This window comes from Prevotella sp. oral taxon 376 (assembly GCF_003043945.1).
Classification (GTDB): Bacteria; Bacteroidota; Bacteroidia; order Bacteroidales; family Bacteroidaceae; genus Prevotella.
The window spans coordinates 881,666-906,944 of the sequence record NZ_PYXG01000001.1 but is presented as its reverse complement, the minus strand read 5'-3'; the positions used below and the strand labels follow the sequence as shown (position 1 = coordinate 906,944).

The window sequence follows — 25,279 nt, the reverse complement described above, 5'->3', positions numbered from 1 at the left end:
ACACTAATTTTGCACCATCATCTAAAAACCAAAAAACAACCATATGAAAAGAATACTTGCATTCCTAATCATGCTCATGGCGACCTTTCAGATGTCCACCGCCCAGATTGACTATTCCAGACGGCTGCAACAAGGCGTATCCTATACGGGTCGGACGCTCGTCTTGGGCGACGGCAGCGTGAGATACGACTGGACAGGCACCTATCTGCAAACCGACTTCACGGGCGGCAGCATTGCCATCGAGGTGAGCGATACGAAGAAGACCTATCATAACCTCTATATCGACGGACTGCTGATTCGTCGCATCACCATCGAGGGACAGAAACCACACCTCATCGTGCTGGCCGACAATCTGACCGACCAGCCCCACCGCCTGTGTTTGCAGAGGGTAACCGAAGGCAGCGGTGGATGTACCACCGTCCATGGCTTCTACCTCGTCAAAGGCGGCAAGTTAGAAAAGGTGGCTCCCCGGAAACGCTTCATAGAGTTCTACGGCGACAGCTATACCTGCGGCTACGGCACGGAGGCTGCCGGACCAAAAGTGAGATTCACTTACGAGACCGAAGACTTCAACCACTCCTATGCCTGCCTGATAGCCCGATACTTCGATGCCGACTATGCTGCCATTGCCCACTCCGGGATGGGCATGGTGCGCAATTACGGCGACAAGAAGCAGACCTCACAGTATACCATGCTTGAACGGCAAGGGCACATCTTCGACGACTTCGACACCCTCCGCTATGATTTCCAGGCCTACAAGCCGCAATTGGTGTGCATCCAGTTGGGCACCAACGACTTCTCAAAAAACAACACCCCCACTGTAGACCAGTATTGCGGCAACTATCAGAAGTTCATCCAAAACCTGCGAAAGGCCTATGGGGATATCCCCATACTGTGCATCCTGCCCTATTCGGCAGGTGCTTATCTACAGACTGCCTTCAAGGATTTGGCTCGCAGGATGGCGCCCGACAAGCATGTCTACATAGCCGAACCGATGCTGGAAGTCATCAACAACCCCGCTGACCTCGGTGCCGATTGGCATCCGAACACGCAAGGACAACAGAAGATAGCCATGAAGCTCATCCCGCAGATATCCCATATCATGGGATGGAAACTGGAAGACAAGGTTGTGAAATAGGGCTCCGAAGAGAACGGAGACCCCTCCATGCAGGGGAAAAGATTGTTTTCGCCGCACTCGGCAGGTCTTCTCAAACCCTGGCAGTGTCGACAGACTGCACTCTAAAAGGAACTCGTTGACAAACCTTTTTGCCAACTATTGTTGTATTGCGGATTTTTTTCTATCTTTGCCTTGAATGTTCATTTCATGCAATGAAGGTATTCTCAACGATAGAAAAAGTAATTGGGTATCGGCAGACGAGGCTTTCCGTGCTCGTCGTGCTACTCATTTTAACGGTTGGAAAAATGGATGCAAAAATCAGGAAAGCAGCTGTCGCAGGACAGTTCTATGAAGTTAATGCCGCACAACTCCGCAAGGATTTACAGGCTTACTTCGGTAAGTATGCGGCCGTGAAAGGTTCTCGTACGATACAGGCCGTCATTGTGCCTCACGCGGGCTATGTCTTTTCTGCAGGCGTAGCAGCATCAGCCTTCGCGCAGATAGCCCCCGATGCCGACTATGAACACATCTTCCTACTGGGCCCGAGCCACCATATCTATCTCGACAAAGCCTCCGTGGCAAGCGGCTACGACTATTATGCCACGCCTTTAGGAAACCTGAAGGTGGACACGGCACTGTGCGCCCACCTCATAGAGGACAGCCAGACTTTCTGCTTCGATGAACGGGCCCATCGGCAGGAGCACTGCCTGGAGGTACAACTACCTTTTCTCCAGTATCACTTGAAACAGGTACCGCCAATCGTACCTATTATCGTCGCCACCCAAAACTACGAGCGGCTACAGCAGATAGCCAAGGCTCTGAAACCTTATCTGAATGCCAAAAACCTATTTGTCATCAGCAGTGATTTCTCCCACTACCCGTCTTATCAGGACGCAAAGAGGGTGGACGGACTTACTGCCGAGGCCATCCTCACGGGCAAGACACAAGCTTTCATCAGCCGACTTGCGGCCAACGAGCGGATGGGCATCGACTCCCTCGCCACCAGTGCCTGTGGCGAAGCCGCCATCACGACGCTCCTGATGATGACCGAAGGCGACGAGGACATCCGCATCCGGCACCTGGAATATCGCAATTCAGGCGACTCTCCATATGGCGGAAAACATGGGGTCGTGGGCTACCACTCCTTCGCCTTCAGCCGTGAGAAGAGCTTCCGGCTCACCGACGCAGATAAGGCCGAACTCAAAAAGATAGCCCGCGAAAGCATCCTCACGATCTTCACAGGTAGGCGATACCAACCCGACAGCCTGAGCGAGACGCTCCGTCAGCGGTGCGGGGCCTTCGTCTCACTCCACGAACACGGCCGACTGCGTGGCTGCATCGGGCATTTCGGCGAAGATTACCCTCTCTTCAAGATCGTTGAAAAGATGGCTAAGGCCGCCGCATTCGAAGACCCAAGGTTCCCGAAAGTCAGCCGGCAGGAGCTTCCGAAACTGGATATCGAAATCTCCGTGCTCACCCCGATGCGGCGCATCTACGACCTCAACGAGTTCACGCTGGGCAAGCATGGCATCTATATCCGTAAAGGCCACCGCTCGGGAACCTATCTCCCGCAAGTGGCAGAGGAAGTGAACTGGACCAAAGAGGAATTCGTAAGCCACTGCAGCCACGACAAGGCCGGGCTGGGCTGGGAGGGCTGGAAGACCGCGGAACTCTATGTCTACGAGGCCATCGTGTTCTGACGATGAAGGAATGTCTTTATTATCATAAATACGGCGATGGCCGCTTACGCTGCACGCTCTGTCCTCACGGTTGTCTGCTGGCCGAGGGAGAGCGGGGCCGGTGCGGCAGTCGGCGCAATCTCGAAGGCACGCTCGTTTCGGAGGTGTATGCCCATCCGTGCGCTGTCGCCGTCGACCCGGTGGAAAAGAAGCCGCTCGCTGAATTCCATCCGGGCACGAAATGTCTCTCGCTGGCCTGCACGGGGTGCAACCTCCAATGCCTGAACTGCCAGAACCACGATATCTCACAAGCCCACCCAGGCAAGACGGACTGTTACGAACTGACGCCCGAACAGGCCGTCGACCTTGCTCTCAAGCACCATACTCCCGGCATTGCCTATACCTATACCGAACCGCTTACATGGTATGAGTACACCTATGACACCGCCACATTGGCCCACGAGAAAGGCTTATGGAACATCCTTGTCTCGGCGGGATTCATCAACCCCGATCCTTTAGACAAACTCATTCCCTATATCGACGCGGCAAACATCGATCTGAAAGCCTTTTCCGATGACATCTACCGAAAGGTGTGCGGGGCCCGGCTGCAACCTGTCCTCGACACGCTGCTTAGCCTTCATGGAGCAGGGGTCCATCTTGAGATTACCAATCTGCTGATTCCTGGGGTCAACGACGACATGGAATTAGTACGCGGAATGTGCCGGTGGCTCGTCGAAAACAAGCTTGGAGACTGCCCACTCCACTTCAGTCGCTTCTTTCCGCAGTACAAGATGCGCAACACCCTGCCAACACCCGGGAAGACGCTGTTTGACGCCCGCGACATCGCCCGCGGTGAAAGCATCCGAAAGGTGTACCTGGGAAACCTGTAGGCGGCGATGGGAACCTTTCCTGCACAGAGCTTTCAAAAAAGCGGGAAACGGATGTCACATTTCCGTCTCTTGGCCGTTTACCCTATGAACAACGATGAATGTAGAACGATTTAGCCATCAGGTCGTGAGCCTGCGAGAGCAGCTGCTTCGGAAAGCCATGAGTTTCAGAAGCGGGGATGCCGATGCCGAGGACCTCGTGCAGGAGACTTTTCTCCGGCTCTGGACGATACGCGACCGTCTGGACGACCATCCGAATGTAGAGGCCTTGGCGTTGAAGACGCTTCGCGGCATCGCCCTCGACCATTGGCGACACCGGCAGCACGAGCTCGAACAACCGCGCCAGCGACAGGAGAGGGTAGCCAGCGAGGAGGGGACAGAGGTCAGGGACGAATTGGAAATCATCACCTCGATTGTAGACAGGCTGCCTCCACTGCAACGGCAGATATTTCGAATGAAGGAAATCGAGGGTCTCGAAAGCGGAGAAATCATGCAAATCTGCGGATGTTCGGCCGATGCCTTACGGCAAAATCTTTCCCGTGCCAGAAAGCGTATACAGGCAGAATTCATCAGAATCACGAAAGAAAGGAAGCAAAGATGAGAAAAGAAGATGTCCAGAAACTGATAGACCGTTATCTCGACGGCACGACCACGACTGCCGAGGAGCGTCAACTGAGAGAGTTGCTGGGCAGGGATGATACCGTAGTTCCTGCCGAGTGGAAGCCTTTGAGGGCACTCTTCAGGTGGGAAGCGGTTGAGCGAGAAAACCAGGGAAACAAGCCGGCAGGGCAGGATGCCCGCACAAAGACATCTCGCAGGCTGCGTCGACGACTTGCGGCAGCAGTTTCCGTGGCCGCCGCGGCAGTCCTTCTCATAGGGGCGGTAGTACACTTTCAGGGCAGGAACGCCGACTACGCCATCATCGAAGGCAAAAAGACCACCAATCAGGAAATCATAGAACAAGAAGCTCTGGCCGCCCTCACTCTCGTAGGAAGCGACAAGGAGGAGGACTTTGGGGCACTCTTACAAATGGGAGGAAACAAAAGTGAGGAATAGAATGAAGACTGTCATGACCATCGCGACATTATTCCTGTGGTGGACGATGCCGTCGTTTGCCCAGAAGGATCTTCAGATAGGCCAGGCCTTCGAGCGCTTCGGCAGGTCCAAGGGGTGCAAGCTGGTGGTGCTCAACGATGCCGAGCTCAAGGGTTACAGGTTGCGGGTGTACAAGGCGCTGACCTATAAAAGACTGTCGGGCGAGGTCTCCGAATACCTGAAAGCCGACCGCAAGAAGGCCCGGAAGATACGGGAAGTGGTAGCTGAGGGCCGCATCACGAGCGGCTATTATCAGATGCCGTCGTCGCAAAAAGGCATCAACCGGTATATACTCTTCGCCAACGAGACCGACCAAAGCGGTGCTCTCATCTACATTGAAGGCACCCTGGAATCCGACGACATCCTGAAGCTCTGCTATGGCAAGCGATAAACAAAACGGACAGTAAAACCGAAAACAACTTAAAACAACAGAAAAATGAAAAAGCTGATACTCTCCTTAGCCCTTCTGCCAGCAATTTCGGCATGGGCCGGCGAAGCCAACGACACCACCCTGCGCATGGGAAACAAGCGGATCGTAGTGAGCGAGAGTGGTATGGAAACCCATGTACAGATCTATGATTCCGTAGGAAACCAACTGGTAAAGACTCGTGAGACAAGCTTCGTGGACGGACAGGAGGTGGAGCAAGTGTTCGTCTCGTCGCCTTTCGTACCCATCAGAAAGAAGAAAGGGAACACCTTCTATTCACACCTTCCCGGTGTGTTTATCGGCACAAACCTCATCAACGGCGGGAGCGGCGCTCACAGTCGCGACACGCGTTCGTCGGAATGGGGAGTATCCACTTTCAAGATGGGCATCTCACTCAGCCGTGGCAACACCTTCGGGCTGGTATCTGCCTTGCAGGCGGGATATATCCACAACCACTTCAACACGGGCTATGTGCTCGACAATGTGGATGGGCAGACAATCCCGCGAGCCAACGATGCCGAGAATGTGAGGACCAGCTTCCTGAAATATGCGTATGCCAGACTTCCCGTGATGGTAGAGTGGAAGCGCAAATTCGGCCGCAACGAGGGTTATGCCGCATTAGGCCTGTCGGGAGAGATAAGGGGCTCCGAGAAGTCGAAATACCGCATCCGCCACGATAAGCATACAGTGAGCGATGATCTGAACATGAACACTCTGGGACTCAACCTCGAAGGATATATCGGTTTCGGAGGGTTTACGCTCTATGCGCACTATGCCCTCACGAAGTTGTTCAAGGACGGTCTCTCCTGCCATCCGTTTGGTATCGGCATCGGATTCTCCCTATAAGCCGCGGTTGAGAGCAGTCGCCTGCCGTGGCTCCCGCTCCCCGCACCCATCCCGGATATCATCTCCAAGGGAAACATTAACCGCTTTCCGTTTTGCGGAAAGCGGTTTCCTGTTTTTGCGTGAATCGTCTGCAGGCAAGGTTTCAGCAGTCGAAACAAAAACTGGAGGAAACCATTGGCGGATTAAAGAAAAACCATTATCTTTGCACGCAATCATTTCGAGAACTATGGACAAGAAAGAAAGAATACGCGAACTGCTTGCCGAAGCCCTACCACTCGTAGACCTGGACTCCGACTTTCTCTTCAGCGAGCTCGACTCACTGGGAGTTACCACCGTCCTGATGGTGCTTTCCAATGAGTATGGCATCGAACTCGAATCACAAGACGCGACCCCTAAGAATCTTCGCTCTATCGATAGTCTGGCTGTCCTCGTAGATAAGAAGCTCGCCGAAAAATAACCATGACCACCCTCGAAGACTATCTGAAGCGTAACGCCCGGCTCTATCCCGAGAAGACGGCTATCGTAGACCCCGACGGACAGAGCCTGAGCTATGCCCGCCTCTACGAGTCCGTCGTACGGAAAGCCATGGAGTTCGATGACCGTAAAGGCCGTGCGGTGGTATTCAGAAACACACAGGGAGCCGATTTCCTGATTACCTATCTTGCCCTTCACAGAGCTGGTGCAATTGCCGTTCCAATGGAGGCCGGCACGCCGGAGGCTACGATGCAGGCGGTAGGAGCCGAACTCGCTGAGGCAGACTTTCCGTCAGCAGTAGCCGATGTGCTTTATACCACGGGTACCACGGGACGCTCCAAAGGGGTCATGATCAGCCAGTCGGCCATCATTGCCAACGGCGAAAACCTCACCGAGGCACAGGGATTCTGCCACGAAACGACATTCGTAGTCTGCGGACCGATGAACCACATCGGAAGTCTCTCTAAACTCTATCCTGTCATCATGCAGGGGGGCACACTCCTTATCCTCAAAGGCATGAAAGACCTGAACGCTTTCTTCCATGCCCTCGACTATCCGGAAGGCCGGCTCGCCACCTTCCTCGTGCCCGCCAACATTCGCATCCTACTTGCCTTCAGCGGTAAACGGCTTGCGCTATATGCCGACAAGATAGACTTCATCGAGACAGGTGCGGCTCCCATGACGCATAGCGATATGCGGCAACTCTGCCGCCTCCTGCCCCGCACACGGCTCTATAACACCTATGCGTCAACCGAAACGGGCATCATCGCCACCTATAACTTCAACGATGGCCGATGCCTCGAGAAATGTCTCGGACACCCCATGAAAAACTCTAATTTCCATATTACCCGACAAGGAAGGATAGCCTGTGAAGGAAAGACGCTGATGAGCGGGTATGCAGGGAACGACAAACTCACCCGACAGGTGCTGCGCGACGGGATACTCTACACAGCCGACCGCGGCCAAATCGACGACGAGGGCATGCTCCGCCTGCTGGGCCGAGAAGACGATGTCATCAATAGCGCCGGCTATAAAGTGGATCCCTCTGAGGTGGAGGACGCAGCTTCCGACCTGCCCGACATCGCTGACTGCATTTGCATTGCCTCCCCGCATCCTGTGCTCGGCACGGTGCCTAAGCTCCTCTCGGTGATGAAGGAGGGATGCGAACTTGATAAAAAAGCCGTGGCAAAACACATCGGCAGCCGACTGGAAGCGTACAAAGTGCCCGTATACTATGAACAAGTGCCCTCCGTCAGACGCACCTTCAACGGAAAGCTCGACCGGAAATCTTATCGGTAGGATGGCCGACTTGAAAACGAGATGCTGTTTCCAGAGACTTTTCCCACGCATTTATATCAGTGCCTTTGTCATTCCATGCCAGGTCGCCCATAACCACCTTGCTCACTATGGCCTTCTTCAGCATCAACTCCGGAATATGAAAAGGAAACACCTAAACCTCGTAACACTCCGGAGTCCTCTGCCACGAAAGAAGAAAAGGGTTGAGAGCCTTACGCCCGTCGCCCATATTCTGTACGGTTTCCAGCCTGCCACTCGATGAGCAGGAAGCAGCCCCCACCGTCCTCAAAGTAACTTACCAGAAAATTACCAGCTGTTAGTAACATCATTACCAGCTGTTAGTAACATCATTACTAACAGCTGGTAATTGCTCCCCGGGCAACATCGGGAAACTGCATCGATAACCTATGGGAAGGAAGAAGAATATGCGTGAGGGGCTATCTCGCAGCCCTGTATTGCTGCGGGGTGCATCCGGCCAGGCGTTTAAAGTATTTGCAGAAGAAGCTGGCGTTCGGAAAATTGAGCTCGTCGGCTATCTGCGCCACATTCCTACTGCTGTAGCTAAGCATCACCTTGGCTTGTGTAACCAGGGCCCGGTCGAGCCATTCCTTCGCGGTAACACCACTCGCCTTGCGAATCATCGTGCTCAGATAGCGCACTGTAATGCACATTTTACCGGCATAGAAGTCGAGGTGATGCTCCCGGCCGCTATAGTTGTTGACCAGATAGATAAACCGTTCGAAGAGGAACCGCTCGTTGGCATTGCGGCCGACCGACATCTCCGTGCCTTCGGCAAATTGCTGGTCGAAGAAGTTAAGATAGGCCGCAACGAGGTTCAGTACCACCTGATTGTCGTGGCGGGCCTTGTGGGAGACATCGAAAAGCAGGCGCAACATACGGTCGACTATGTCGCAGGTCTCCTCGGACACCCGCATCCGCCCGTCGGTCTTGTGTCCGTTGAAGATTCTCGGCAGATGGTTGTTGAGAGACAGATGCACCAACTCGGCCGACACGGCCATGCCCTCTAAGGCGAAGTCAGCACTGTATTCAAGAGGCTCCACGATGCTCCCGGGGGTAAGAAAGGCCAGGGTCCCAATACCGATGGTATATTCCACGAGATTGATTTTCGCCCGCACCCAACCCCGTCTGATGAATCCGCAGCGATAGTCGAGCATCTGCAGCAGCATGCCTTCTTGCAACACACGCCGCACACCCACTCCGACATCGAAGATAATCGACATTTCCTTGCCCAACAACACTTTCTCGGACTGACCGGCAGAGTCGTTGTAGAACAATTCGGTCATGCGCTCGAAGGTGAGCGTCTCTGGTTTTTTTGTCTTCATTTTCCTATACTAATATGACGCAAAGATAACAAAAATCCCAAAAATTGCACCCTTTTTCGACATATAATATACAAAAAGAGCATCTTCTTCTACTTGTAGATAACGGCATATAAGGAATTAGAGCGTATCTTTGCAGACAGATTTGCAACACAGAATAAACCCCAATACAATGAGAAAGAGTATCTATATTATAATATGTATGCTGCCGATGCTGGCACAGGCACAGTCTCTCACGCTCGAGGAATGCAAGCAGATGGCTCACGACAACTATCCCGCCGTGAAGCAGTATGACCTCATCGAGCTGTCGCGCGACTACACCCTCGAGAATGCGCAGAAAGCCTGGCTGCCGCAAATCAGCGTGTCGGCCAACGCAATGGCATTTACCAATGTACTTGACGCAAGCCCTGCGATGCGGCAGATGGGATTGAATATGAAGAACTGGATGGCCTCCGGCTCGGTGGTCATCAGCCAGAACCTCTACGATGGCGGACAAATCAAGTCGCGGAAGGAGGTGGCAAGTGCAGAAGCGAATGTGCGGAACCAACAACTCAGGGTGTCGCTCTACGAGCTCAACCAGCGTGTCGAACAGCTTTACTTTGGCGTGCTCATGCTCGACGAGCGGCTCAAGCAGACCCTGTTGCTGCAAAGCGACCTCGACATAGCCCGCAAAGGCATCGAGAGCATGATGCGAGGAGGAGTGGCCAACCAAAGCGATTGGGACGCCGTAAGGGTGGAAGAGGTCAAGGCACGGCAGGCCTTCGATGCCCAGCAAGCCTCGAGGACAGCCTATCTGAAAATGCTCGGCATCTTTGTCGGGCGGCAGCTTGGGGAAAAAACCCTGCTTGCCATTCCTCCTGTCAAGGACGCCCAACGGGAGAATACACGACCAGAACTTCAATACTATACCGCCCAAGGCAGGCTTATCGAGGCACAGCGGAGGCTGTTGAACACGAGGCTTATGCCCACCTTGAAAGTTTTCGGGATGGGCACTTATCACACGAAGGTAACCGACATGATGAAAAATAGCCTACTGGCGGGCGGTCTGACTCTAAACTGGAACATCGGCTCGCTCTACACGCGCAGGAATGACATCCGACTGCTGGAGGCCCAAAGCCGACAGATAGACAGCCAGCGGGAGACCTTCCTCTTCAATAACTCGCTTCAGGAAGAAAATGGCAGCGGAAACATCGACATCCTGCGGAGACAGATCGAGCAAGATGAAGAAATCGTCAGACTACGGGAAAACATCCGCTCAAAGAGCGAGAGCAAGGTAAGGCTGGGCACGGAGAGCGTCAACGAGATGCTCCGCGACATCAACGCCGTCGCCCAGGCGCGCCAGCAGAAAGCGCTCCACGAGATTGAATTGCTAAGGGAACTCTATGCCCTGAATACCATCAAGGGAGAATGAAAGTGAGACTCCAAAATAAAAACAACAGAAATATGAAGACTTTGAAGAGTACCATCGTCGTTTTAGCCGCGGCGATCATTCCCGCCTCTTGCGGCAACAAGGAGGAAGAAAACTTTGCTTCCGGAATCTTCGAGGCTACCGAAATCACCGTCTCGGCCGAGCAAACGGGCAAGCTGCTGCAGTTTGACATCACCGAGGGAGACAGGGTGAAGGGCGGAACTCAAGTGGGGCTTGTAGACACCGTGCAGCTCTACCTGAAGGCGCGGCAGATCGGCGCGACGAAATTCGTCTATGAAAGCCAAAAGCCGGAGACGCAGAAGCAGATAGCGGCCACCACCCAGCAAATCCAAAAAGCCCAAGAAGATGTGAACCGCTATGCGCAACTCGTAAAGGACGGGGCGGCTAACCACAAGCTGCTCGACGACGCGAGCAGCCAGCTGCGGGTGCTACAGAAGCAGCTTGAGGCCCAGACCTCGACCCTCAACACTTCCACCAAAAGCCTCAACGCGCAAATGGGAACGGCGGACATACAAAGCCTCCAGATAGCCGACCAGCTCCGGAAGTGCCATCTCTATGCGCCCATTACAGGCCTCGTGCTTGAGAAATATGCCGAGGAGGGGGAGTTTGCCACTATAGGAAAACCGCTCTTCAAGATGGCGGATATCGACCACATGTATCTTCGCGCCTACATCACGACCGCACAGCTAAAGCAAGTCAAGCTCGGGCAGAGGGTAAAAGTGCTCGCCGACTACGGCAACGACCACCTCAAGGACTATCAGGGCACGGTAACATGGATATCCGCGAAGAGCGAGTTTACACCCAAAACCATCCTCACCGACGACGAGCGGGCCGACTTGGTGTATGCCATGAAGGTGGCTGTAAAGAACGATGGCTACATCAAAATTGGCATGTATGGCTCGGTGAGGCTAGAATACTAAGAGCAAGGAGTAAAGATCAAAGATGAAGGTGTGAACATGGTACATGCCATAGAGATAACGAACTTATCGAAAAACTATGGAAGGATACAGGCTCTGAAAGATGTCTCGCTCTCCATAGACGAAGGAGAAGTCTTTGGGCTTATCGGTCCCGACGGAGCGGGCAAGACCACGCTTTTCCGCATCCTGGCAACGCTTATCCTGCCGGATGCGGGCATAGCTACGGTCGACGGCTACGATGTGATGCGACAGATGTCGCAGATACGCAGTCGGGTGGGATATATGCCGGGCAAGTTTTCGCTCTATCAGGATCTCTCGGTACAGGAAAACCTTGAGTTTTTCGCCACCTTGTTCGGCACTACCGTCGACGAGGGCTACAACCTCATCAGGCCCATCTACTCGCAGATAGAGCCTTTCAGGAACCGCAGGGCCGGCGCGCTGTCGGGCGGCATGAAGCAAAAGCTTGCCCTCTCGTGCGCCCTCGTGCACCAACCGAGCGTGCTTTTCCTCGACGAGCCCACCACCGGAGTCGACCCCGTCAGCCGCAAGGAGCTATGGGATATGCTCATGGGACTTAAAGAAAAGGGCATCACGATCGTTGCCGCAACACCTTATCTGGACGAGGTGAGGATGTGCGAACACGTGGCATTCCTTAACAGAGGGTCCGTTGCGGGCATCGGAGTTCCCGACGAAATACTTACCCACTTCAAGGAAATATTCAATCCCGAGCCCCCTATAAGGGACGAGGTGCCCTCCAATTCCATGAAGCAAGAAGCGAAAACAGTCATCGAGGTCTCCCATCTCGTAAAGGCTTTCGGGAGCTTCCATGCCGTGGACGACATCTCGTTTACGGTAAAGAGGGGCGAGATCTTCGGCTTCCTCGGCGCAAACGGGGCCGGTAAGACTACCGCCATGCACATGCTTACGGGACTGAACCGGCCTACCAGCGGCAAGGGTAGCGTCATGGGCTTCGACATCTCGCGGGAGCATGAGCAGATAAAGAGGCACATCGGCTACATGAGCCAGAGATTCTCGCTCTATGAAGACTTGACCGTAGCCGAGAACATACGCCTTTTCGGGGGAATCTACGGTATGAGCGATCAGGATATCAGGATGAAGACCGATTCGATGCTGACCTATTTAGGCATGGACGGACAGCACGACAGCATCGTCAAGTCGCTCCCCTTGGGATGGAAGCAGAAGCTTGCCTTCTCGGTAAGCATCTTCCACGAGCCCGGCATCGTATTCCTCGATGAGCCCACGGGAGGCGTGGACCCCGCCACGCGGAAGCAGTTCTGGCAACTCATCTACGATGCCGCTGATCGGGGCATCACGGTTTTCGTAACCACCCACTATATGGACGAGGCGGAATACTGCGATCGAATCTCTATCATGGTGGATGGGAAGATAAGCGCCATGGGCAGCCCCGAGGAGCTCAAGAGACAGTTCGACCTGCCCGACATGAATGCCGTATTCACCCATTTAGCCCGCCAGGCAACCCGTAAATCAGACTGACCCATGAAGGAATTTATCGCATTCGTCATCAAGGAAGGCCGCCACATCCTGCGCGACAAGCGCACGATGCTGATACTCTTCGCCATGCCCATCGTGCTGATGCTGCTCTTCGGCTTTGCTATCAGTACCGATGTGAGGAATGTGCGGACCGTCGTCGTTACCTCGAAAATGAGCTATCTGACCCAACAGAAAGTGCTACAGCTCAGCCAATCGGAGTATTTCAGCATAATCCGCCATGTACATACGCCTGCCGAGGCAGAGCAACTCATCCGAAGCCAGAAAGCAGATATGGCTATTGTTTTCAGCAACGAATTTGACAGTAGACAGGGAAGCATACAACTGATTACCGACGGAGCCGACCCCAACATGGCCCAGCAGTATGCCAACTATGCCTCACTCGTCCTTCAAAACGCCCCCTTGCACAACCCGATAACCATGCAGTTGCTCTATAATCCGCAAATGAAGAGCAGCTACAATTTCGTGCCCGGCATCATGGGGATGCTGCTGATGCTCATCTGCGCCATGATGACGAGCATCAGTATCGTCAAGGAGAAGGAGCGCGGAACGATGGAGATACTGCTTGTGTCGCCCGTAAGACCACTCCTGATTATCATCGCAAAGGCCGTTCCCTACTTGCTCCTGGCCTTCACTGTGCTCATCTGCATCCTGCTCATGTCGCACTTCGTGCTCAATGTCCCACTGGCAGGAAGCTTGCTGGCCATCATTCTCATATCCTCGCTTTATATCCTGCTGGCCCTCTCGCTGGGACTACTCATCAGCACGATGGCCAAGACCCAGCTCGCAGCTCTCATCGTTTCGGCCGTGATATTGCTAATGCCCAGCGCTTTGCTCAGCGGCATGATGTTTCCCGTGGAGAGCATGCCGAAGATACTACAATGCCTCTCGGCCATCATGCCGCCCACTTATTACATTGCCGCCATGCGCAAACTGATGATCATGGGAGTTTCCGTGGAGAACGCGATACAGGAGGTTCTCGTGCTCGCAGGCATGACAGCCATCTTCCTGCTCGTGGCCCTCAAGAAGTTTAACACAAGACTCGAGTAACTATGTCGACCATCAAACATCTCATTCGGAAGGAATTTCTGCAGATCCGGCGCAATCCATTTTTGCCGAAATTCATCGTCATATTCCCCGTCGTCATTATGTGCGTGATGCCGTGGGTAATGAACATGGAGGTGAAAAACATCGTCGTGGATGTGGTGGACAACGACCGTTCGCCCTTCTCACAGCAGTTAGTACATCGCATCGAGGCCAGTCGCTACTTCATCTTCCACGGCCAAAAGCCCAACTACAAGGCCGCCTTGAAAGATGTGGAACGGTCGGAAGCCGACCTTATCGTGGAGATTCCCGCGGGCTTCAGTCGCGACAGACAAAACGGACGCAATGCGCAGATTCTCATTGCAGTCAATGCCGTGAACGGCACCAAGGGCATGATGGGCAGCAGATACATGTCGCAAATCGTGGCGCAACACCTTGCTATTCCCGCCTTTATCAAGTCGGAAGATGCGGTGAGCGTGCTCTATCTCTATAATAAGCACCTCAACTACAAGCTTTTCATGATACCTGCCCTCATGGCCATCCTCGTCATGCTCATCTGCGGAACTCTTCCGGCCCTCAACATCGTGACTGAAAAGGAAGCCGGAACCATAGAGGCCATTAATGTAACGCCGGTAAGCAAGCTTTCGTTTATCCTTGCGAAGCTCATCCCCTACTGGCTCATCGTGGTCATCGTGATGACCATCTGCTTCCTACTTTCATGGCTCGTCTATGGCATCACGAGTGCTGGAAGTCTGGTCCTGATTTATCTGCTGGCCCTGCTGCTGGCCTTCGTCATTAGTGGGTTCGGCCTCGTCATCTCCAACTATAACGACACCATGCAGCAAGCTATGTTCGTACTGTGGTTCTTCGTGATGATATTCCTGCTGATGAGCGGTCTCTTTACTCCTGTGCGATCCATGCCCGAGTGGGCGCAAATGACCACCGTCATCAACCCTATACATTACTTCATCGACGGGATCCGGACGGTATTTGTCAGAGGAGGCAACCTTCAAAGTATCGCCCACGAAGTCGAGGCACTCGCCCTCATTGCGCTCCTGATGGACCTATGGGCTGTAGCCAGTTACAAGAAGAACCGACGATGAAAGCCCTCCTATAAAGTTCTCGCCATTCGCAAACAAGTCTTTCGGGGTATTGACACCCATCATGGGCTCACTGATAACTACATCTTTATACTCTTTGATGGGCCGGTTTTCGAAGGCAGGAGTGGTTGGAAACCTTACATTCTCCTGTTTTTGAAATTACGATTTATTCCTTGAACTAACAATAGCGGACAACAATTGCAAGAATTACCCATGTTAACGGCATTGCAAAGAACGCTAAGCAGGCCTTTCACCCATCTCCTTGTGGTTGATCCGAAACGCGAGAATATCTATAAATCCTTTCGCTTAAACAGCCTCAAGGACAGCAAATAAGGCACTGCCACCCATGCAATGAGTAGCAGGGATGAAACCATAATACCCGTTGTTTTTCCCAAAAGATCTTTGAATACCGCACCAGAGTATCCCATCATAGCCGATGCCTCCGTCTTCAGAATTACCTGGAAGCGGGCCAGGTCCAACGGATTAAGCATGAGCAAGGCAGCCGTAGGTTTTTCTATGGGATAGTCTGAGAATACCATGATGACATACATCATCACCGCATCGTAGATCATCGTGAGGAATAACCACAGCAGGATAGCTGCCCCGATGCCACGAGCCTTGTCTGAAGAGAGAACCGTAGTGAGGAAAGCCAGTGCCACGAAAATGAGCGTGATGGCGACGCCTGTCATAATCATTATGAACGCCGTACCTGGCTTTGTATACAACACAACCGGTATCCCTGCCCCCAAGAGGAACGCGATGGTAAGGCTTCCTGCTACTCCACCATAGAGCGAGTGCCATATCTGACCGCGCTTGAGCGGCTGGCTGAGCAGCAATACCACGAAGTCCCGTGAATTATAAAGATATATCGTGCTGTAGAGCAATGACATCAGCGGGATCACAAAAAGGACGATATTGAGCATCGTGAGAGTTCCCTTGCTCTCGCTGTCCTCAAGAAGGAGTGATGTCCATGCCATAAGTGCCAGCATCACGAAGTAGATAATGACGACTTTGCTCTTAATGTTATCAAGGAATAGGATCTTAACAATTGATTTCATTGTCATTCAGAATTCTCATAATGGATTGGGTAACAGTGCTTTCTCCTGTCTCTTTTTGGAGTTCCTCGACCGACTTATACAGTATAATCCTTCCTTCCTCCATGAAGACGATGTGCGTGGCGAGGTCCTCAAGTTCGCTAAGAATATGGGATGTGATGAAGATAAGTTTGCCTTTTTGCTTTTCCTTGCGTATCTTTTCCTTTAATATCTCTGCCGCCAAGGGGTCTAACGAAGCAGCAGGTTCGTCGAGAATAAGTATCATGGGATCGAACAGAAATGCCACGGAGGCATTCACCTTCTGGCCCGTACCTCCTGAAAGGGTATTCATACGCTTGCCGGCAATCGAAGGAATTGCAAACCTGTGATAGAGTTCCTCATCTAATCTGCCTTTATATCCTCGCACGGTGCATAGGGTTTCGATGGTCTGTCCTACTGTCATGTTTTCAGGAAAACTGCTTTTCTGAGGCATAAAACCGATTTCGGAACGGCTCTGAGGATTATCCTGCACATCCTGTCCATTGACAACCACATGTCCCGATGTAGGGGTAACGAGGCCGAGTATACATTTCATGAGCGTGGTCTTGCCACATCCATTAGGACCGATGAAAGCTATACACTCTCCGTCGTTAAGTTCGAGATTCACATCTTGCAGTACATGCAAACGCCCGTAATACTTATTTAGATTCTGAATAGAAATCATACATTGAAAGGTTTGAGGCTCGGCTCGTTGTCGACATAACTGTCCGGCGTGATTGACGGAAGCAGTTTCTCACTTTGTTCCATCAATGTCATCAAAAAGCTACGGAAGAACAGAAGCAAAGTCTGATTCTTCTCGGCAAGCATGGAGAACAGGCTGAGCATATGGTAGGGTACATCGCCGATTCCATCTTTGTCTAAGTCATAGCCGCTGTTCTTGTCCCAATAGTTATTGTCAAAGACATTACCATTGAAAGAACCATTTGTCGATACATCAAAGGTGTTCCCGATAAAGTTATTGTGAGTGATGGTATCGTTCGTGGAACTTGCCACCACGCGCATCCCCCAACCGTTTTTATGGAAGAGATTATGCTGCAAATTGAGCTCCACACCGCCGTCCATAAGGATGCCAACGGTATTGTCGCGGAACTGATTATTATGGATATAGCCTCGTTGTATTTCCTTCAGGAGAAGTCCATAAGAGGCTCCTCCACGACTTTGCTCGAATATATTGTTATACATCTCGACATCGTGGGTATACATCACGGCTACTCCCGCCTTGCTACCCACGAAATGATTGTCATGATATTTATTGTAATGCGAGAACATAAAATGAAGGCCATAACGCTCACAAGCTGCGACGAAGTTGTGTCCGATGTCTGAATTATATACGAATTCGAGATAGATGCCATCACGATTGTGCCCCACCCTATTATCATAGATATACATCCGTTCGCATTTCCAGCAATGGACGGCATTGCCCATTACCTGCATTTCATAGATATCACTTTCCACATCATTCCCAACAACCTTACTGTCCCTACAGTTTTGGAACATGATGCTAAATTGGTTGGACCTCATCTTATTGCCATGGATCACAACATGGCTCACATCTTCGACATGGATGCCGCAATAGTCGCGCAAGGAAGAGCGGGCCGAATTAATAATCTGAAACCCCTCTACGACGACATGATCACTTCTCACATCAATTACTGTCCCCTTCTGTTCGCCATCCACGACAGGAGCTCCTTCGCCTCTCAAGACGATTGGCTTACGGATGACAAAGCGCTCCTTGTAGATGCCTTTGGTAACGAGAACGACATCACCCGCCCTGGCTTTACTCAAGGCACCGGCAATGGTGGCATAAGCCTGACCTTTGCCAACCTTCAGCGTAGCCGCCATGACCATCGATGTCATTCCCGATATAAGTAATAAAACGAATAATCTGGTTTTATACATAACTCTGATTCAAGAATACCGTTAACACAAAGGCACGCTTCCTATCCCGTGTTCCTATTGCACAAAGTTTCGGACTACTGCCTCTTCTCTACGGCATTCGCGCCCTGCATTTCCTTCATGTCATGACCGCCATTATCTTCCAGGCGGCCTGATTTTCTCAGGAAAGTCCACGAGGCGAGCACCGTCGACTTGGTCGCTTCCGCGAATTTGATGCCTGCCGCACGATCTGAAAAAGCAGCCACTCCGCCACCCATCGGGCTTTGAATGCCTACACCGAGTACTAAAGTGGCGGTTTTCAGGTCAATGAGATTCTCCGGGTGCTGATAGTCTCCCACATAAATCTTAAGGATAGTCTCCTCCGCGATTTCGTTCCTCGCCATATAATTGAATAGGCACGAGAGATCGTCGAACTTAAGGCACTTGCCTTTGTCCGTGATAAACTCACAGGCAAACTGTCCCTTCACGATGGTCATCTGGCACGCTATGCAGTCATCCGTCCCAAGCTTTATCGGTTGTGGCCTGTCATCTACGCCGCATGAAAGGAAGAATACACAGAAAATCAGCACCAACAAGAAGGCTGGCGCTGATTTTATATAGTTATTCGTAGGTCGCCTCATCTATCAAACAGCTTTATTGGTCTTGCCTGAGAATCTCCTGAAGATACCAAACTCATAGCAGACGACGACAAAAACCAGAATTCCCGCAACAATCAGTAACCATCCGCCGACACCCGGCTGAGAGAATACCTCAAAGTTCGCAAGCTTCTTGTAGCCGATCAATGGGGGCTGGAAATCGCCGCCCGGAATCTTGATAGGCGCGTCGGAAGAAAGATTATGTCCATAATTATACTCCCATCGATAGAAATCGACAAAGCCAAGGACACCGAAGATAGCAAACAGAAACAGGTCTACGATTGTCATCTTCTTACTTCTGAGGAAGCCAGTAATCAGGAAAAGTACTCCATAAGCCATCAGAATCCATGGCAATGCCTTGAACTCCCAGAAGTCTTCCGGGTTCAGTTTAGCCATACCTACATAGTGATTCAGGTCGTTCACCGAATCCAGGTTGCCGGTAAGACCGGCAAAACCGCCAATAACCAGCTTCAGTCCTTCTGGGTACTGAGGAGCATCCAGGTCGATAACCCAAAGAGAAACGAAAGCCGTGATGAACGTGAGCACGCCTGCCGCGATCATCAGCCACATTCCACATTTCGATAATTTGTTCATTTTATTCTTTCCTCATTTTAAAAATTCTATTTCAAATCCTTAACATCCTTGTCATCAATAGAGAATTTCAAAGGCGTGGCACTTCCTGCCGGCGACACACGGAAGTATCCCTGCATCTCCTGATGGAGGGCTGAGCAGAAGTCTGTACAATAGAACGGGATGATGCCCACACGATTAGGAACCCACTTCAGGGTGTTTGTCTCACCCGGCATAACCAGCACCTCGGCGTTATTGTTCCCCTTAATGGCAAAGCCATGAGGAATATCCCACTCTTGCTCAAGATTGGTTACATGAACATAAACCTCATCGCCCATCTTGATTCCTTCTATGTTATCAGGAACAAGACGAGAACGAATCGCGCCAATATATACATCCACCCGATTGCCTTTGCGCTCTACACGGGCTTCTTTCATGCTGCTTATCTTATAAGGATTCGTATTGTCTGCCAATTGAGTGAACTTCAGTATATTCGGAGTCAGCAGCTTTGCCTCGCAAGCTACGGCATAGTGCGGTTCGCCGATAGTCGGGAATTCCAGGATCAGTTTCATCTTATCCCCCGTGATATCATAGAGCTGCGCCGCCTGACAGAGCTCCGGGCCAGTGGGCAAGAAGCGGTCCTTGGTAATCTTATTGTATGCTATCATATACTTTCCATAAGGCTTCCGGGTGTCTCCACCGAACACGGAGAGGTGTCCGATTGAATAATAAGTGGGGATGCGGTCAAGTATTTCGAGGCTCTTTATCTTCCATTTGACGATCTCCGAGCTTACGAAGAAGCTGGTGTAGGCATTGCCGTCTGCGTCAAACTCCGTGTGGAGCGAACCGATACCCGGTGCCTGGACCTCTCCGTGAAGCGCAGCCTCATACTTGATGACATTGATACCGTCGACCTTACCATCGAAAGCCTTGTCCTCAATGGCCTTCTGAATCTTGCTGAAACTGAATACCGGGAGATTGGTAGACAGCTTGCCGTTACCCACAATATACTCACCCGTAGGATCAACATCACATCCGTGAGGCGACTTGGGGCATGGGATGAAATACAAGAAGTCGCTCACCTCACGAGTCTCGATGACCTTCACCTTGTCAAGAATCTCCGACTTAGCGATGCCAGACTTCTCATCGAGCAAATTGTGCGCATACTTAGCTGTCTGGATCTTGCAGTCGCCTTTGGCAACATGCTCGGCAGCTTTCTTCCAGTTAACGGCCAGGATATAGTCCTTGTCGTTCTTCGCGGAGTTGATTTCGAGTAAGGTATGGGCTTCCTCAGAGTTATAACAGGTGAAGAAAGACCAGTCAGAAGACGCGCCTTTGCCGCTGTGGCTCAGATCATAGTTGAACGGAGGCAGCGCAAGCTGGAAGTCCAGGCTCATGTTTCCGCTCTCCTTGTCAATCTTCACATAACTGATATGCCCGCGAAACTTATCCTTGTATTCCGAGATAGGCACATCGCCATTCTCATAGTCGGCAGGAACGCCGAAGCGGGTACCGGCAACCAGATACTCTGAATTAGAGGTCAGGAAAGGAGAGGCGTGGTTACCCGCGGAGTTAGGCAGCTCGATGATCTCTGAGGTTCTGAAGGTCTTCAGGTCGATACGGGCCACGCGCGGGGTATTGTTAGCGTTGATGAATGCCCACTTACCATCATACATGGCATCCGTAAGAGAGAGCTGCATGTGGTGGGAGTCATCCCAAGGCACAAATCCGAAAGAGGTTTCAAGCAGGGGCTTGGTTTCTTCGTCATAGCCATAACCGTTCTCACCATTCTGAGAGAAAACGGGAATCACTTTCAACAACCGACCCGACGGGATGCCATAGACAGCCACCTGTCCGCTGAAACCGCCAGATACGAAATCATAGAATTCATCATACGATCCTGGAGCAACATAAACTTTCTGAGCAGCATCCGCGTCAACTGCCGGCCCTGACTTGCCCGGACGGCACGACTGCAAGGAAAAACCCAGAAAGAGGGCTGCTGCCGTCGCCAATACTAAATACTTTTTCATACCATTCGCATTTTAAACTGTTAATATAATCTGTATGTTTGCAGGAATCATAAACCACAATCGACAGGAAGGAAGGGCCTACAAAACACAAAACCAGCTCATTCCGAAATTTTCTCTTATTTATATTTTGTAGCAAATATAGCAATCAAATCGCAAAGTTGAAGTATCAAACCCGTGAAAAGTAGGTTAAACTTAGTTAAATCATAGTTAACGGAAAACTGTGTGCGCTTACACCAAACAGAGGGATGGAATCTCTCGCCATCGTCTCACAAAATAAAAGACCAGAGTGCACTTTTCGGTATTTTCAAAAAGGCGAGATTGCTTTTGGCACAATTGCCGGTTACCGGCGGAAAGACAAAAGCACGGGTATCGCAAAGCAAGAGACATGAATCTGCTGAGTAAAACAGGCTGTTTTAGTGACTAAAATAGGCTGTTTCACTAACTAAAACAGGCTGTTTTACTCTTTAGGAGGCGGTCAAATGAATCGGCGGATATCCGTTCCGCCTTTCCCGCCGATTAGCAACCGGTGCCGTCGAGGCGACAGGAAGCCCCTTCAGAATCCCGTCCTTTCAGGCCGGCTTCTTCCGGGTTCAGGGTTATGGTGCCGTCCTCCAGCACAAAGCAGGGGATGCCGGCGTAGCCCATCTGCCTGACCTCGGAGAAGACAGGATGGTTGTCCCGCAGGCGCAGGAATTCCTTCAGATGGCGTATGTGCCCGCCGATGTCGATGACCTCGTAGCGATCATCCCCCTTCACCTGCGCTTCCATGAAGGCACAATCCGGACAACTCCTCATGCCATAAATCTTAATCATATGTATTGCCGTATCAATGGTGGTCGCAAATCTTAGTCGTGTCGACGGTGAATCCATCCTGCCGCGAAGGCATAAACTTCCCCCGAGCCTCCAGGAAATCTACGAGCTGCTCGGCCGTCATGTCCTCCGCGGAACAGGTGCAGAAGCGTTCCCCCGCACCGAATCTCGCGATAATTGCGTCGACGAGTTCCTCTCGTGTAGCATAGCTGTTACCCTCCATCATCCGGAGCACTTCATGTCCGTGTATCATACACCTTTCTCTATGGTTATCGCTGCAAAGTTACTCAATTCCTATCCTAACACCGGCAATTCCGATGAGTTATCCCGGGTTTTTAACTTTATTTATTCCTTTGCCGGGCCGGAGGCCCTTCCGGTAGTTGATTGGCGACATGCCGAGATGCTTTGTGCAATAGCGGCTGAAGTAAGAAGGCGAGTCGAAATTCATTGTTTCCGCTATCTGGATGAGTGAGAGCCGCTCGCCGTTCAGGTATTCGCGAAGAATGGGAACGGTATAGCGGTTGACAAGGTTGACCACGCTCTGCCCCGCATTCCCGCGGAGGGGCGAAACGGGCTCTTCGCCAATCCCTGTCCTCACCGAGATCGGAAAGGCGCACGGCGTGAGCGCAGCAGCTGTGGCGCTACGCTACCTCACCCAGCGCGATGTCATCATCATTCCGAAATCCACGCACAAGGAGCGTATGACAAAGAATTTCAACATCTATGACTCCACCCTTACCGACGCCGAGATGGAGCAAATACTGGCATTCGACCTAAAGAAAAGCCCGTTTTTCGACCATCTCGATCCGGAAACCGTGAAGATGTTCATGGGATGGAGATGAGCTGCTGGCGGTTTTCTATTTTGGTAGCGATAATTTTTCGGAATCTAAAGGAAAATGACTAACTTTGAAACCGATAAAATACATATGAACGCAAAACAATAGAAAATGGAGGCAATAGAAGCACTGAAGACCCGAAGGAGCTGCCGTGCGTATACCGGGCGGCAAATCTCTGATGAAGACCTGAACACCATACTCGAGTGCGCACTCAACGCCCCGAGCGGCAGTAACAAGCAATCAACGAAAATCATCGTGGTTCAAGAGCCCGAGAAGATACGGCTTCTCTCCGACCTGAACGCCGCCATCATGGACACGAAGGGCGACCCTTTCTATGGCGCACCCACAGTCTGCCTCATCGTGGCCCCCGTAGATCCGGGATACGATGGCAGTCCGAAGTATGACCTGAATCCCGTGAAAGACGGCTCACTGGTCATCGGGGCCATGCAGACGGCGGCTTTTGCCGTCGGCGCAGGCTCTTGCTGGATCAACCGCTGCAAAGAAATGCTTGAGCTTCCGGAGGGACAGGCGATCATGAAAGCACTCGGACTGGAAGACTATCAGGGCATAGGCTGCTGCATCCTGGGTTATCCCGCCAAAGATCCCGCACCCAAGAAGATCAAGGAAGGGCGCGTCCTGCGCTATTAAACACACGGGGTATCAGCCGCCCAAGGCCGATACCCCGTCTCCATATTGCCCATTTCAGCGGGATGTGCATGATCTATATTTTCCACAGGTAATTTCCTCCACGGTGAGCCTGCGGAACATTTGGGTGTAGGCCTGGCCGTAAGTGGCCTCTTCCCAGGCAAAGGCTATACTGCCATCGTGCAGCTGAACCATGGTGCTATAAGCAGAGTTGAGCGCCGTAACCTGAAAGAAATCCTCCCAATTCCGCGCAATGACGGCTGGCGACGAATAGTCGGCCTTGCTCTCGAGAGCCTTATACCAGATGCCCACATGTGAGCGACCCGGCCCCAGCGGCACGCTCTGCAGTAACAGGGTCAGCTCTTTCTGGTCTTCCTGCCGTACAGCCTTCACTGACAGAATCTCGCCGTTGGTGGAATTGTCCGTCGCACGACATCCGTGGTTATCATCCTGTGAGGCGGCACACTGCTGCCATACGCCCCTGCCCTTCCTCACATCCGTATAGTTGAAGACATTGAAGAAGCGTCCTCCGTTCTTGCGTGAACTTAGCAGCACAGAGCCGTCGGGCAGTTCTTCGCACTTCGCCTCGTCGCCCTCAAGGCAGGGCTGCACCTGATTTCCGCCAAGGATTTTCCAGCCGTTTCCAAAGTCATCGGAATAGAGTAGATAGTTGCCTTGTCCACGGACGAGAATGGCCACATAGAGCCTGTAGTATCTGTCTTTCTTCACCATGCGGCTCTGAGTCATCTTTCCGCTGCTGAAGAAAAGGCTCTGGGCAGGCCCCAGGCTACCCTTGTCGAGCAACCGGTAAATCTTTTCCGTTATCTCCCGCGGCCTGCTCCATGTCTTGCCTCCGTCCTTGCTGCGCCAGTCCACCATCGGGAAAGGATTCTGGCGGGTGGTGGTGGCTGCCGGATAAGGACGGTCGCCACATCCCGTGCTCAGATAGAGTTCGTCGCTCTCGCGGTCGGCGGCAATCACCGGGTCGCCGTAGGCACAATCCATGGCGCCCTTTGTGCCCGTTCCCTCTACAAGGACCTGCTCTGCTCCCCAGGTTTTTCCACCATCTCGGGAGATGCGGTAATGCTGATCTACCCGCCCGAAACCAATATCCTGTTTACAGGGACGATAGTCGGTGAAATATATCAGGTCGCCGGCCCTGGTCTGCGCAATGGCCGGAATGCGATAAGGCACTTCGGCATCACGAGCCGTGGTGAAGACTTCAGTACCCGTTTTCTTATGTTTATGCGCGAGCATGCTCCATGAGTCGGTCTTCACGCTGTCGTGCGGATTCAAGAACTTGACGGTGTCGAGCCTCATGTTGACATCAAACCGCCCGATGATTTGCAAGGCCTGGTCGTAGCTCGTGCCGTAAGCCTTACGCAAGGATATATCGGTGTACTTGAACTCCGTGGGGCCTCCATAGGCAACCCCCATGGTCTGTCGTCCGGCCCATCCTCCTTCTACCTTATTTAAAAGGGCGCCCTTGCTCATCTTGTAAGCCGAAAGCATCCCCCCTGCCAAAGCAGGAAGGATGCCTAACACGAAGAAGAGAGATAGGGCTATCTTTCGTCTTGACATA

At 52.1% G+C, this 25,279-nt stretch carries 27 protein-coding genes and 2 pseudogenes; 17 read left to right on the top strand and 12 right to left on the bottom strand.

Going from position 1 to position 25,279, the window contains the following annotated elements; translation table 11 throughout:
- Positions 1–43: 43 nt before the first annotated feature.
- The 10 genes and pseudogenes from C7120_RS04000 to C7120_RS14335 all read left to right on the top strand — a co-directional run.
- Positions 44–1,138 carry an SGNH/GDSL hydrolase family protein gene (locus tag C7120_RS04000; protein WP_107620443.1) on the top strand — a complete coding sequence of 365 codons (1,095 nt, stop codon included), beginning with the start codon at positions 44–46 and terminating at the stop codon, positions 1,136–1,138.
- Between the two features lie 284 nt (positions 1,139–1,422).
- Complete coding sequence (gene amrB, locus C7120_RS03995; protein WP_233247015.1) at positions 1,423–2,817, top strand: AmmeMemoRadiSam system protein B; 1,395 nt, start codon at positions 1,423–1,425, stop codon at positions 2,815–2,817.
- 2 nt (positions 2,818–2,819) lie between these two features.
- Positions 2,820–3,686 carry an AmmeMemoRadiSam system radical SAM enzyme gene (gene amrS / locus C7120_RS03990; RefSeq protein ID WP_107620441.1) on the top strand — a complete coding sequence of 289 codons (867 nt, stop codon included), beginning with the start codon at positions 2,820–2,822 and terminating at the stop codon, positions 3,684–3,686.
- Positions 3,687–3,780: 94 nt separating this feature from the next.
- Positions 3,781–4,284 carry an RNA polymerase sigma factor gene (locus C7120_RS03985; protein ID WP_107620440.1) on the top strand — a complete coding sequence of 168 codons (504 nt, stop codon included), beginning with the start codon at positions 3,781–3,783 and terminating at the stop codon, positions 4,282–4,284.
- Entirely contained in the window at positions 4,281–4,739 is a 459-nt protein-coding gene (locus C7120_RS03980; RefSeq protein WP_107620439.1) for a hypothetical protein, read from the top strand. The genes C7120_RS03985 and C7120_RS03980 overlap by 4 nt, the downstream gene beginning before the upstream one ends.
- Entirely contained in the window at positions 4,729–5,169 is a 441-nt protein-coding gene (locus C7120_RS03975) for a DUF6108 family protein (protein ID WP_233247014.1), read from the top strand. The genes C7120_RS03980 and C7120_RS03975 overlap by 11 nt, the downstream gene beginning before the upstream one ends.
- A gap of 45 nt (positions 5,170–5,214) precedes the next feature.
- Positions 5,215–6,051, top strand: a complete 837-nt coding sequence (locus C7120_RS03970) for a hypothetical protein (RefSeq protein WP_107620437.1) — start codon at positions 5,215–5,217, stop codon at positions 6,049–6,051.
- A 226-nt stretch (positions 6,052–6,277) separates the two neighbouring features.
- Positions 6,278–6,508, top strand: a complete 231-nt coding sequence (locus C7120_RS03960; protein WP_107620435.1) for an acyl carrier protein — start codon at positions 6,278–6,280, stop codon at positions 6,506–6,508.
- A 2-nt stretch (positions 6,509–6,510) separates the two neighbouring features.
- Positions 6,511–7,410 (top strand): annotated as a pseudogene (locus tag C7120_RS03955) (AMP-binding protein); the annotation flags it as partial.
- A 222-nt stretch (positions 7,411–7,632) separates the two neighbouring features.
- Positions 7,633–7,824 (top strand): annotated as a pseudogene (locus C7120_RS14335) (long-chain fatty acid--CoA ligase); the annotation flags it as partial.
- 434 nt (positions 7,825–8,258) lie between these two features.
- Here C7120_RS14335 and C7120_RS03950 read toward each other — a convergent pair.
- Positions 8,259–9,164, bottom strand: a complete 906-nt coding sequence (locus tag C7120_RS03950; RefSeq protein ID WP_107620433.1) for an AraC family transcriptional regulator — start codon at positions 9,162–9,164, stop codon at positions 8,259–8,261.
- 169 nt (positions 9,165–9,333) lie between these two features.
- On the opposite strand from C7120_RS03950, the gene C7120_RS03945 reads away from it, so the two are divergent.
- Genes C7120_RS03945 through C7120_RS03925 form a run of 5 tightly spaced genes read left to right on the top strand, consistent with a single transcriptional unit; the run spans position 9,334 to position 15,184 of the window.
- Positions 9,334–10,572 (top strand): TolC family protein, encoded by a 1,239-nt coding sequence (locus tag C7120_RS03945; protein WP_107620432.1) that lies wholly within the window; start codon positions 9,334–9,336, stop codon positions 10,570–10,572.
- Positions 10,573–10,604: 32 nt separating this feature from the next.
- Complete coding sequence (locus C7120_RS03940) at positions 10,605–11,510, top strand: HlyD family secretion protein (protein ID WP_199220669.1); 906 nt, start codon at positions 10,605–10,607, stop codon at positions 11,508–11,510.
- Positions 11,511–11,546: 36 nt separating this feature from the next.
- Positions 11,547–13,022 carry an ATP-binding cassette domain-containing protein gene (locus tag C7120_RS03935; RefSeq protein WP_107620431.1) on the top strand — a complete coding sequence of 492 codons (1,476 nt, stop codon included), beginning with the start codon at positions 11,547–11,549 and terminating at the stop codon, positions 13,020–13,022.
- 3 nt (positions 13,023–13,025) lie between these two features.
- Positions 13,026–14,087 carry an ABC transporter permease gene (locus C7120_RS03930; RefSeq protein ID WP_107620430.1) on the top strand — a complete coding sequence of 354 codons (1,062 nt, stop codon included), beginning with the start codon at positions 13,026–13,028 and terminating at the stop codon, positions 14,085–14,087.
- A gap of 2 nt (positions 14,088–14,089) precedes the next feature.
- The gene (locus C7120_RS03925) at positions 14,090–15,184 is read left to right on the top strand and encodes an ABC transporter permease (protein WP_107620429.1); all 1,095 of its coding nucleotides are present in this window, start codon (positions 14,090–14,092) and stop codon (positions 15,182–15,184) included.
- Here C7120_RS03925 and C7120_RS14330 read toward each other — a convergent pair.
- From C7120_RS14330 to C7120_RS03875, 10 genes are all read right to left on the bottom strand, one after another.
- Complete coding sequence (locus tag C7120_RS14330; protein WP_369916860.1) at positions 15,146–15,259, bottom strand: hypothetical protein; 114 nt, start codon at positions 15,257–15,259, stop codon at positions 15,146–15,148. The two genes, C7120_RS03925 and C7120_RS14330, sit on opposite strands and share 39 nt — an antisense overlap.
- A 212-nt stretch (positions 15,260–15,471) precedes the next feature.
- Complete coding sequence (locus C7120_RS03915) at positions 15,472–16,239, bottom strand: ABC transporter permease subunit (protein ID WP_107620427.1); 768 nt, start codon at positions 16,237–16,239, stop codon at positions 15,472–15,474.
- Positions 16,223–16,939 (bottom strand): ABC transporter ATP-binding protein, encoded by a 717-nt coding sequence (locus tag C7120_RS03910; protein ID WP_107620426.1) that lies wholly within the window; start codon positions 16,937–16,939, stop codon positions 16,223–16,225. Before C7120_RS03910 ends, C7120_RS03915 begins: the two co-directional genes overlap by 17 nt.
- Positions 16,936–18,132: a nitrous oxide reductase family maturation protein NosD gene (nosD, locus tag C7120_RS03905; protein WP_199220668.1), complete on the bottom strand. Its 1,197-nt coding sequence runs from the start codon at positions 18,130–18,132 to the stop codon at positions 16,936–16,938. Before nosD ends, C7120_RS03910 begins: the two co-directional genes overlap by 4 nt.
- Before the next feature lie 116 nt (positions 18,133–18,248).
- Complete coding sequence (locus C7120_RS03900; protein WP_107620424.1) at positions 18,249–18,791, bottom strand: nitrous oxide reductase accessory protein NosL; 543 nt, start codon at positions 18,789–18,791, stop codon at positions 18,249–18,251.
- Between the two features lie 3 nt (positions 18,792–18,794).
- A complete protein-coding gene (locus tag C7120_RS03895; protein ID WP_107620423.1) occupies positions 18,795–19,400 on the bottom strand; it encodes a hypothetical protein in 606 nt (201 codons plus the stop codon).
- A gap of 26 nt (positions 19,401–19,426) precedes the next feature.
- Positions 19,427–21,406 carry a Sec-dependent nitrous-oxide reductase gene (gene nosZ / locus C7120_RS03890; protein WP_107620422.1) on the bottom strand — a complete coding sequence of 660 codons (1,980 nt, stop codon included), beginning with the start codon at positions 21,404–21,406 and terminating at the stop codon, positions 19,427–19,429.
- A 516-nt stretch (positions 21,407–21,922) separates the two neighbouring features.
- Complete coding sequence (locus C7120_RS03885; protein ID WP_107620421.1) at positions 21,923–22,219, bottom strand: glutaredoxin-related protein; 297 nt, start codon at positions 22,217–22,219, stop codon at positions 21,923–21,925.
- Between the two features lie 13 nt (positions 22,220–22,232).
- On the bottom strand, positions 22,233–22,469 hold the full coding sequence (locus tag C7120_RS03880; RefSeq protein ID WP_107620420.1) for a YecH family metal-binding protein: 237 nt from the start codon (positions 22,467–22,469) through the stop codon (positions 22,233–22,235).
- Between the two features lie 69 nt (positions 22,470–22,538).
- Positions 22,539–22,814 carry a helix-turn-helix domain-containing protein gene (locus tag C7120_RS03875; protein WP_369916837.1) on the bottom strand — a complete coding sequence of 92 codons (276 nt, stop codon included), beginning with the start codon at positions 22,812–22,814 and terminating at the stop codon, positions 22,539–22,541.
- A gap of 22 nt (positions 22,815–22,836) precedes the next feature.
- On the opposite strand from C7120_RS03875, the gene C7120_RS03870 reads away from it, so the two are divergent.
- Both C7120_RS03870 and C7120_RS03865 read left to right on the top strand, forming a co-directional pair.
- The gene (locus C7120_RS03870) at positions 22,837–23,058 is read left to right on the top strand and encodes an aldo/keto reductase (RefSeq protein WP_369916836.1); all 222 of its coding nucleotides are present in this window, start codon (positions 22,837–22,839) and stop codon (positions 23,056–23,058) included.
- A gap of 105 nt (positions 23,059–23,163) precedes the next feature.
- Positions 23,164–23,700, top strand: coding sequence for a nitroreductase family protein (locus C7120_RS03865; protein ID WP_107620419.1), 537 nt, complete (start codon positions 23,164–23,166; stop codon positions 23,698–23,700).
- A gap of 54 nt (positions 23,701–23,754) precedes the next feature.
- Here the strand turns inward: C7120_RS03865 and C7120_RS03860 are convergent, their stop codons facing one another.
- A complete protein-coding gene (locus C7120_RS03860) occupies positions 23,755–25,209 on the bottom strand; it encodes a sialidase family protein (protein WP_233247071.1) in 1,455 nt (484 codons plus the stop codon).
- Positions 25,210–25,279: the final 70 nt, after the last annotated feature.